The organism is Burkholderia sp. KCJ3K979, assembly GCF_016759955.1.
Taxonomy (GTDB): Bacteria; Pseudomonadota; Gammaproteobacteria; order Burkholderiales; family Burkholderiaceae; genus Burkholderia; species Burkholderia orbicola.
Genome location: NZ_JACFYV010000252.1, coordinates 1 through 8,837, shown reverse-complemented (window position 1 = coordinate 8,837; position 8,837 = coordinate 1). Strand labels below are relative to the sequence as shown.

The 8,837-nt window shown below is 69.2% G+C and carries 8 protein-coding genes; 5 read left to right on the top strand and 3 right to left on the bottom strand.

The window, feature by feature from the left end; translation table 11 throughout:
* Window positions 1-238: 238 nt before the first annotated feature.
* Window positions 239-1,534, bottom strand: a complete 1,296-nt coding sequence (locus H3O04_RS31260) for an MFS transporter (RefSeq protein ID WP_011694210.1) — start codon at window positions 1,532-1,534, stop codon at window positions 239-241.
* A gap of 368 nt (window positions 1,535-1,902) precedes the next feature.
* Here H3O04_RS31260 and H3O04_RS31255 point away from each other — a divergent pair, with 368 nt between their 5' ends.
* Window positions 1,903-2,865, top strand: a complete 963-nt coding sequence (locus tag H3O04_RS31255; RefSeq protein WP_237666495.1) for a hypothetical protein — start codon at window positions 1,903-1,905, stop codon at window positions 2,863-2,865.
* 78 nt (window positions 2,866-2,943) lie between these two features.
* On the opposite strand, the gene H3O04_RS31250 is transcribed toward H3O04_RS31255, so the two are convergent.
* Window positions 2,944-3,642, bottom strand: coding sequence for a DUF2968 domain-containing protein (locus H3O04_RS31250; RefSeq protein WP_023475806.1), 699 nt, complete (start codon window positions 3,640-3,642; stop codon window positions 2,944-2,946).
* Window positions 3,643-3,757: 115 nt separating this feature from the next.
* Entirely contained in the window at window positions 3,758-4,948 is a 1,191-nt protein-coding gene (locus H3O04_RS31245) for a gamma-glutamyl-gamma-aminobutyrate hydrolase (RefSeq protein WP_011544866.1), read from the bottom strand.
* A gap of 283 nt (window positions 4,949-5,231) precedes the next feature.
* On the opposite strand from H3O04_RS31245, the gene H3O04_RS31240 reads away from it, so the two are divergent.
* From H3O04_RS31240 to H3O04_RS31225, 4 genes are all read left to right on the top strand, one after another.
* Window positions 5,232-5,912: a GntR family transcriptional regulator gene (locus tag H3O04_RS31240; protein ID WP_023475804.1), complete on the top strand. Its 681-nt coding sequence runs from the start codon at window positions 5,232-5,234 to the stop codon at window positions 5,910-5,912.
* Between the two features lie 6 nt (window positions 5,913-5,918).
* A complete protein-coding gene (locus tag H3O04_RS31235) occupies window positions 5,919-7,295 on the top strand; it encodes an amidase (RefSeq protein WP_027809005.1) in 1,377 nt (458 codons plus the stop codon).
* Between the two features lie 149 nt (window positions 7,296-7,444).
* Complete coding sequence (locus H3O04_RS31230; RefSeq protein WP_006489750.1) at window positions 7,445-7,957, top strand: disulfide bond formation protein B; 513 nt, start codon at window positions 7,445-7,447, stop codon at window positions 7,955-7,957.
* A 635-nt stretch (window positions 7,958-8,592) separates the two neighbouring features.
* On the top strand, window positions 8,593-8,837 hold a 245-nt coding region (locus tag H3O04_RS31225), incomplete at its 3' end, for an XdhC family protein (protein ID WP_272929905.1).

Genomic DNA, 8,837 nt, shown 5'->3' with positions numbered 1-8,837 from the left:
AGCCGCTGTGGGTCATGCTGCCGTTCGCGGCCGACTGGCGCTGGTTCACCGGCGACGACTGTCCGTGGTATCCGCGAGCCAGAATCGCCCGCCAGCCGGCCCCGGGCACGTGGCGCGACGTGGCGGCCTCGGTGGCCGACATGCTGCGCGACGCATGACCGCAAGCGAAAAAGGGAGCGCATCGCGCTCCCTTTTCAATGTGATGCGCGGCCGACACCGCGCGATATACCGGCCGCCGTCAGGCTGACTTGTACTGGTTGCGCGCATCGGCCGTGCGATACAGCACGAGCGTCGCGATCAGGCCACAGATCGCGGCCACGCTCAGCCACAGTCCCGGCGCCGCCTTGTTGCCCGTCTGGTGGATCAGCAGCGTCGAGATCGCCGGCGTGAAGCCGCCGATCGTCGTGGCCAGGCTGTACGCGAGCGAGAAGCCGGCCGTCCGCACGTCGGCCGGCATCACTTCGGTCAGCGCGACGACCATCGCGCCGTTGTACGACGCGTACAGGAACGACAGCCACAGCTCGACCGCGAGCAGCCGCAGGAACGACGGATCGCCGACGAGCCACAGCACGGCCGGATAAGCCGACACAAGCGTCAGCACGGTGAAGGCGATCAGCACCGGGCGGCGACCGATGCGGTCGGACAGCGCGCCGGACAGCGGCAGCCACACGAGATTCGAGATCCCGACGCAAACGGTCACGACGAGCGCGTCGAGCGACGACAGGTGCAGCACTTCCTTGCCGAAGGTCGGCGTGTACGCGGTAATCATGTAGAACGACACCGTCGTCATGATCACCATCCCCATGCCGGCCACCACGACACCCCAGTTGTCGAGCATCGAGCGCATGATCTCGCCCATCGTCGGCCGGTGACGCTTCGCAAGAAACTCGTCGGTCTCCTTCAGCGACCGGCGAATCAGGAACAGGAACGGCACGATCAGGCAGCCGATCAGGAACGGAATGCGCCAGCCCCACGCGGTCATTTCCTCGACCGGCAGCGCGCGGTTCAGCACGACACCGACGAACGCGGCGAACACGACCGCCACCTGCTGGCTGCCCGACTGCCACGACGTATAGAACCCCTTGTGGCCCTTCGTCGCGATCTCCGACAGGTAGACCGACACGCCGCCGAGCTCGACGCCCGCCGAGAAGCCCTGCAACAACCGGCCGAGCAGCACGAGCACCGGCGCGAGCACGCCGATCGTCGCGTAGCCCGGGATCGCGGCCACGGTGAGCGTGCCGATCGCCATCAGCCCGAGCGTCAGGATCAGGCCCTTGCGGCGGCCGTGATGATCGATGTACGCGCCGAGCACGATCGCACCGACCGGGCGCATCAGGAAACCCGCGCCGAATACCGACAGCGACAGCATCAGCGACGCGAACGCGTTGCCGCTCGGAAAGTATGTTTTCGCGATGGCCGACGCGTAATACCCGTAGACCATGAAGTCGTACATTTCCAGGAAGTTGCCGCTGACGACCCGGAAGACGGTGCGGACTTTCGATTCCTGCGCGATGGCAGGGGACGCTGTGGACATGTTTTCTCGCTCAGCTCGGGCGGCGCGAATACCGCGCCGCCGCATGAATCCGACGATGCGCGACGCGCAGGGTGGGCCCGCGCGCCCGGGCATCGCTGCCCGCCGGCGGCACGGCGCGTAACGGCGCGCCGCCGGCATGATTCGCGAATCATGCCACGCCAGGCCGACATTTGCCTTGTGGTGCCCCTTGGCGCCCCCTGTCACGGCCGTCGCGGCATCCGCCTCGTACAAGTCGCCCCCAAAAAGGCACAAGAATCAGATTGATCTAATCGACCTGCCTTCGCCGGCTGACCACAATGTCACGATTTGCGACGACATTTCCGCGCCGCGCCGGCACGGTCGCCCGTGTCGCACGACGTACCCCTTTCATGATCCCATCGCCCCTCGTCCCGGTCGAAGGCGCGCTCGCCCGCCCTCGCATCAACCCGCTCGATCAGGTCCCGCCGTTCGGTCGCGAATGGCGGTTTCTCGGTGCCCCCGGTGCACGGTCCAGCAAGAACTGCCTCGCGACACTGACGACGTCCTGCATCGACGTCGACTGGCCGCACTCCGCATGCCGGTGGCAACCGCTGCCGGCGACCGCGCTGCCGGCTTCGGGCGGGCTGCCTGCCCCGCCGGCTGCGGCCACCGGTCGACGCTTGCGCCATCGCCGCCCTCGTGACCGGCGCGCGATGTACGCGCTCTACTGGAGCATCGGCGCACTCGGCATCATCGGCTGGCTGATCGGCACGTACGACCCGCCCGCGGGCTTCGGTCCCGCGTATGCGATTCAAGCGACCGGCGGTGTGGCCGATCACGTCACGACGTCGACCGGCACCATACATATGGCCGCGACTCACCCGGCCACCTCGACGAACGCCGTGCCGCAGCGCAAGGTCGCGGCACCTGTCGCGAACACGATGAAAACGCCGCCCGCCACGCACCGCGCCCCGCTTCGCCCCGCATCGCTTCATCCGCAAACGGCGTCCGCCATGCGGCACGCCGCGCCTGCGTCGCCCCGTCGGGCAACCGGCCAGCGCACGATGCCGGCACCGTCCCACACACCGGTCGTGCCGCGACTCGCCGCACATCCGCCGACCCAGCGTGCGCCGCTCCAGCGCGCTGCGACCAACACCGGCACACACGATCGGCTCGCTCCACCGCCGCGCACGGCAGACACGCGCGATACACGCGACTCGCTCGACGATCCGGCCACGCTGATCGCCATGGCGAACGCGCTGCGCGCCACGCAGCCGGCCCGCCCGGCGCACCCGAGCGCGGCTGGTTTCGACTGGACGTCGCAACTGTCGCACCGCCGCGTGACCGACGTGCCGGACGCGTTCGCGCACTGACGCCCGCGCAATAAAAAACCCGGCGAAGATCGCTTCGCCGGGTTTTCGTTCGTCTCGCTCCGTCCGTTCGACGAATCGTTACTTGTGCGCGGGCAGCCCCGTCTCGTTCTGTCTCTCGAGTTGCCGCACCTGCTCCTGCAGATCGCGCAACTGCAACTGCGCAGCCCGCTTCTCGACCTGCAGCGCCTGGGCCTGTTCCTGCGCCGACCGCTGCCGCTGCGCGACTTCGGCCTGCTGGCTGCGCGCGACGCTCAGGTCGGCCTGCAACTGCTGCGCGCGATTCGCCTGCAGTGCGATCACGCGTTCGAGAAACGCCTTCTGCGCCTGCAGCTCGGTCCGGCGGATCTCGATATCGGCGAGCTGCGCGGTCTGCTGGACGAAGTTCGCGTACACCATCTCCGCGCGATTCTTTTCCTGCGAGCGGATCACGCGCCACAGGTTCTTGTCCTGGAACAGCGCGACGTAATACGTCATCTCGCGCGGATCGAACATCAGGCTCGCGCCGTAGCTGCCGTTGTACGTCGTCCGCATCTCGACGATCCGGCCGTCGTGCAGCATCTGCGTCAGCTCGGCGACGTTGCCTTGCGCAGCGGCGTCCGTCTCGGCCGCGGCCGATGCCGCCGGCGACGCGCTGCCGCTCAGGCTCGTGACCGCCGGACGCGTACCGGCGACGGGGGCGGTCGCCTCGGCGGACCAGGCCGCGCCCGCTTGCGCGCAGGCAACCAGTGCAACGATCCACGTTGCGCATCGTGCAGGGGAAAAGTTTCGGAAAGCCAACGTCAGACTCCGGCGAACGAATCGGAACTCGCGATTATCGTTCAAAACGAAACGGCCGCATCTCGAATTTATCGGGACGCGGCCGGCCTTCATCCAACACGGAAAATTCGGCGTGCTACAGGCGCGTTTCGCGCGCCGCGCGCAGGAACGCATCGAGCAGCGGCGTGCAGTCGAGCAGTTCCGAGCCGCCTGCGCGGTGGAACTCCGGATGCCACTGCACGCCGACGACGAACGGCGAACGCCGATGGCGAATGCCTTCGATGATCCCGTCGCCCGCCGACACGGCCTCGATGTTCAGATCGCGGCCGAGATCGCGGATCGCCTGGTGGTGAATCGAGTTGACGATCGCCTCGCTGCGCCCCGGGAACATGCTCGCGAGCGTCGACGAATCGGGAAAGCGGATCGCGTGACGATGCTGGTCGTAATGCTCGCTCACGTGCGCATTCGCGGTCGGCACGTCGGTGGCGATGTCCTGGTACAGCGAGCCGCCGAACGCGACGTTGATCAGCTGGCAGCCGCGACACACGCCGAGCACGGGTTTGCCGGACTCGACGAATTCGTGCAGCAGCTCGAGCTCGTACATGTCGCGCACGCGATCGCCCGGCCATTCGGGACGCGCATCCGACGCCGCGTAGGTCTGCGGCGATACGTCGGCGCCACCTTGCAGCAGCAGGCCATCGAGATGCTTCGCGTAATCGCGCAGGCGGATATTGCTCGGATGGATCATGCCTTGATGGCCGACGGTCGGAATCATGAACACGAGCACGTCGCGCGACATCACCCAGTGGGCGATCGATTCCTCGAGATACTGCAGCGTCTTGCCGCGCAGCCCCTTCGCGCCCGGCTCCGGATGGAAGATCCGCGCCGACACGCCGATGCGCAACGTGCGCTGGGTGATGCGCTGGCCAGCGCGATCGAACAGCCGCCGCGCTCGCGCCGCGACGATCCGGCCGAACACCGACCACGGTGTGTCGCTCTGCTTCAGGTAGGCCGGCGGCGCATTCTGCGCGCTCGCGGGCGGCGGCCGCGGCGTGTCGAAATCGGGCGGCGCGCCGAAGCCGGGCGGCGGTGCCCCCGGCTTCAGCGGCGCGGCCGTCGCAGCGCCATCACCGACGGCGCCTGCCGCACCGGGCGCACCCGGCTCGGATGCGGCCGTGACGGGCGACGCGCCGTCATCGGCGACGTTCTGCGCGGCTGCCTGCGGGGCCGGCGCATCGGGTGTTTTCGCCGGATCGGGACGGGGGGAATCGGAAGAAGCGGAAGAGGTGCCGGGCAGACCGGCCGAAGAAGGCGTGTTTTCGCTCATGACGATGGTCTGGTGCGTCGCTCGCGCGTAGGGATAGACGAGGATTCATTATGCTTCAGTGCATGATCGCGCGGCAAACCTGCAACATCCTGTCGATATTGTTGCAAGTCGGTGGGAAGCCGCGCCGAAGAGCGGGCTGCCTCACGCACCGGCGCTGCCCGTTTGACGTCAACGTCGCTGGACACCAGTGATATATCACAATAATATCCAGGGATCGCCCCCCACGCTTCCCGAGCATCCGCGCCATGATCGCGCCCCTTCCGACCCCGATGCCGCAATCGCCATGAGCACCCTGACCGACGTCACCCGAGACCGCCCCGCCGCATCGCCGGGCAGCCTCGCCGACCGCGCGTACGCGCTGATCCAGCGGGACATCATCACGATGCGCCTGAAGCCGGGCGCCGCGCTCAACGAAGCCGACCTCGTTGCACGCACCGGAATCGGCCGCACGCCGGTGCACCAGGCCGTGCATCGGCTCGTGCTCGAAGGGCTGCTGTCCGTGATACCGCGCAAGGGCTTGATGGTGCAGCCGCTCTCGCTCGACGACATCGTCGCGGTGATCGACGTACGGCGCATCAACGAAGCGCACTGCGCCGAACTCGCCGCGCGCCATGCGACGCCCGACGATCTCGCGCGCCTGGCCGCGCTGCTCGACGACGGGCAGGCCTGCGTCGACACGCACGACGTCGAGGGCATGATGGAACTCGACCGCGCGTTTCATCAGACGATCGCCGCGGCCGCGCGCAACGCGGTGCTCGCCGACATCCTGCGGGCGCTGCACGAGCGCTCGCTGCGCTTCTGGTTCGTCACGCTGTCCGAACCGCACCATCTCGCCGACGTCCAGCACGAGCATCGCGCGCTGTTCGACCGGCTGTCCGCCCGCGACGCCGCCGGCGCGCGCGCGGCCGTCGAAAGCCATATCGATTCGTTCCGCTCCACGCTTCTTCAACATCTTCGCCCCTGAGCCGCCATGACCACTTTCACGCCGTTTCCCCCGCTCGCCCAGCTCGCCGCCGACCTCGCCGCCGGCCGGACCACGAGCCGCGCGCTCGTCGACACCGCGCTCGACCGGATCGCCGATCCGTCTGGCCAGGGCGCCGTCGTCTTCACCGAAGTCGATGCGGACAATGCCCGCGCGGCCGCCGACGCACACGACCGGCTACGCGCCGCGGGCACCGTGCTGTCGCCGCTCGCGGGCATTCCGGTGTCGGTCAAGGACCTGTTCGACGTCGCGGGCCAGGTCACGCGCGCGGGATCGCGCGTGCTCGACGGCGCACCGGCCGCGCGCACCGATGCGGTCGCCGTCGCACGGCTCAAGCGGGCGGGCGCGGTACTGGTCGGCCGCACCAACATGAGCGAATTCGCGTTCTCCGGGCTCGGGCTGAATCCGCACTTCGGCAACCCGCGCTCGCCGTATCACCGCGACGTGCCGGGCGACGCACGGATTTCGGGCGGCTCGTCGTCGGGAGCGGCCGCGTCGGTCGCCGACGGGATGGCCGCCGTCGCGCTCGGCACCGACACCGGCGGCTCGATCCGCATTCCGGCCGCGCTGTGCGGGCTGACGGGCTTCAAGCCGACCGCGAGCCGAATTCCGACGCAAGGCGGCGTGCCGCTGTCGACGACGCTCGACTCGTTCGGCCCGATCGGCCTGACGGTCGCGTGCTGCGCACTCGTCGACCGGATGCTGGCGGGGCTCGAGCCGCACGTGCCGGCCGCCCGGCCGCTCGAAGGCGTACGGCTCGGCGTGCTGACGAACTACGTGACGGACGGCGTCGATGCCGACGTCGCGGCCGCGCTCGACACCGCGCTCAAGCATCTCGAAGCCGCCGGCGCGATCGTCACCGAAGTGCGCTTTCCCGCGCTCGACCGGCTCCCGGAGATCAACCGTTTCGGCTTCTCGCCGATCGAGGCGTACGCGTGGCATCGTCCGCTGCTCGCCACGCATCGCGACCAGTACGACCCGCGCGTGCTGACGCGCATCCTGAAGGGCGAACCGGCGAGCGCGGCCGACTATCTCGACCTGCTCGCCGCCCGCGCCGCGATGCTCGACGAAGCCGCGCACACGGTGTGGTCGCGCTTCGATGCGCTCGTCGCGCCGACGGTCCCGGTCGTGCCGCCGCGCATCGCCGAACTCGAAACGGACGACGACGCGTTCACGCGCACCAACGCGCTGATCCTGCGCAACCCGAGCGCGTTCAACTTCCTCGATGCGTGCGGGCTGTCGCTGCCGTGCCATCCGCGCGACGCAGCGCCGGTCGGCCTGATGCTCGCGGCGGCGCCGCATCGCGACGACGCGCTGCTCGCGATCGGCCAGTCGGTCGAGGCCGTGCTGAACACGATCCGCTGACCGCGCGAGCCGATGGCAAGCCGGATCGGCGGCGGGCCGCGCCCGCGTGCGGCAGGGTGCCGCACGCGGGCTGTCAGTTTCGTGCCAGACCGTTCGCGCTAAAATCGCGCGATTGTTTTCCGGACCGACCGACGAGGAACCCCGCCGACATGAACGACTACACGCTTGCACTACGCCGCGAACGCCGCCTGCTGATGCTGCTCGGATGGGTGTGCATCGCCCTGCTGGCCGGTGCGCTGTATCTGCAGTACGTGAAGAACGAAGACCCGTGCCCGCTGTGCATCATCCAGCGCTACTTCTTCTGCGCGATCGGGATCTTCGCGTTCCTGGCCGCCGGAATCCGCAACTGGCGCGGCGTCTGGGTGCTCGAACTGCTGATCGCGATCGCCGCGGCCGGCGGTGTCGGCACGGCCGCACGGCACCTGTCGATCCAGATGAATCCGGGCTTCAGCTGCGGCTTCGACACGCTGCAGCCGATCGTCGACAGCCTGCCGCCCGCGCAGTGGTTCCCCGGCATGTTCAAGGTCGCCGGGCTGTGCGAGACCGTCTACCCGCCGATTTTCGGCATCCTGCTGCCCGGCTGGGCGCTGATCGGCTTCGCCGTGATCCTGGTCGCGGTCGTCGCGAGCCTCTGGCGTCATCGCCGCAAGCTGGCGGGCTGATCGGCCAGCCGCGTTGCCGGCCGCAAGGCCGGCGGCGCGGCTCGACCGCACGGGCCACGCGCCGCCGGCGAGCGACTCGTCACGCGGCTCCGGCCGACGCCTGCGCCAGCCCCGGCCGGTCGCCGCACGTAAACACCTACCCTGCCGCCGCCCGGATTTCCGGGCCCGCGCGCATCGCGCGATCGCCGTGCTCCCGCCCCCGTCACGCGTACGTTTGGGCCCGATGTGCATGCATCGGTCCCCCGATCCCGCGCGGCCGGCCTATGATCGACATGATCGCCGCCTGATAGCCCGGATCACCGCCCGGCCATGTTCCCGCCGCGTGGCGGTGCTATCTTCGGGACTGGATGGCGATCTACGTGCGCGTGGCGAGGCGGTTTCACCGCTCCCTGCGTAACGCGCGCCCGATCCGCAATGTCGACTGGATTCATCATGACAACGCAAACCATCCGCATCCGTCACCCTCATGGCGTCCGCGCGTCCGGCGGCGCCGTTCGCGCTCGCCGTCAGTCCGCGGCTACCGCACGGCCTCGGCCGTGCAGCCGGCCGGCCCCGCTCCCGTCCGTCCTCGTTGCCGCCGCGCCCGCCAGCGCGCGCCGCGTGTCGTGCCGCGTCGTCCCGAACGGAGCGTGCTGATGGAAGCCTGGCTCGGCGATCTGCAGCAACTGCTCGCGCACGGCGAAGCGGCCGTGCTCGTGACGGTCGCGCACACCGACGGCTCGGCGCCGCGCGAAGCCGGCACCAAGATGCTCGTCACGCGCGACACGGCCCGCCATACGATCGGCGGCGGTCATCTGGAGTGGAAGGCGATCGAGATCGCGCGGCATCTGCTGAAGGACGGCGCGCACGTGCCGCACGCACGCCGGCTCGAGCGGCTCGC

What these genes read in the sequence shown, in the direction of transcription:
- H3O04_RS31255 (WP_237666495.1), top strand. Translation starts at nt 1,903, where the DNA reads ATGATCCCATCGCCCCTCGTCCCGGTCGAAGGCGCGCTCGCCCGCCCT.
- H3O04_RS31230 (WP_006489750.1), top strand. Translation starts at nt 7,445, where the DNA reads ATGAACGACTACACGCTTGCACTACGCCGCGAACGCCGCCTGCTGATG.
- H3O04_RS31260 (WP_011694210.1), bottom strand. Translation starts at nt 1,534, where the DNA reads ATGTCCACAGCGTCCCCTGCCATCGCGCAGGAATCGAAAGTCCGCACC.
- H3O04_RS31245 (WP_011544866.1), bottom strand. Translation starts at nt 4,948, where the DNA reads ATGAGCGAAAACACGCCTTCTTCGGCCGGTCTGCCCGGCACCTCTTCC.
- H3O04_RS31235 (WP_027809005.1), top strand. Translation starts at nt 5,919, where the DNA reads ATGACCACTTTCACGCCGTTTCCCCCGCTCGCCCAGCTCGCCGCCGAC.
- H3O04_RS31240 (WP_023475804.1), top strand. Translation starts at nt 5,232, where the DNA reads ATGAGCACCCTGACCGACGTCACCCGAGACCGCCCCGCCGCATCGCCG.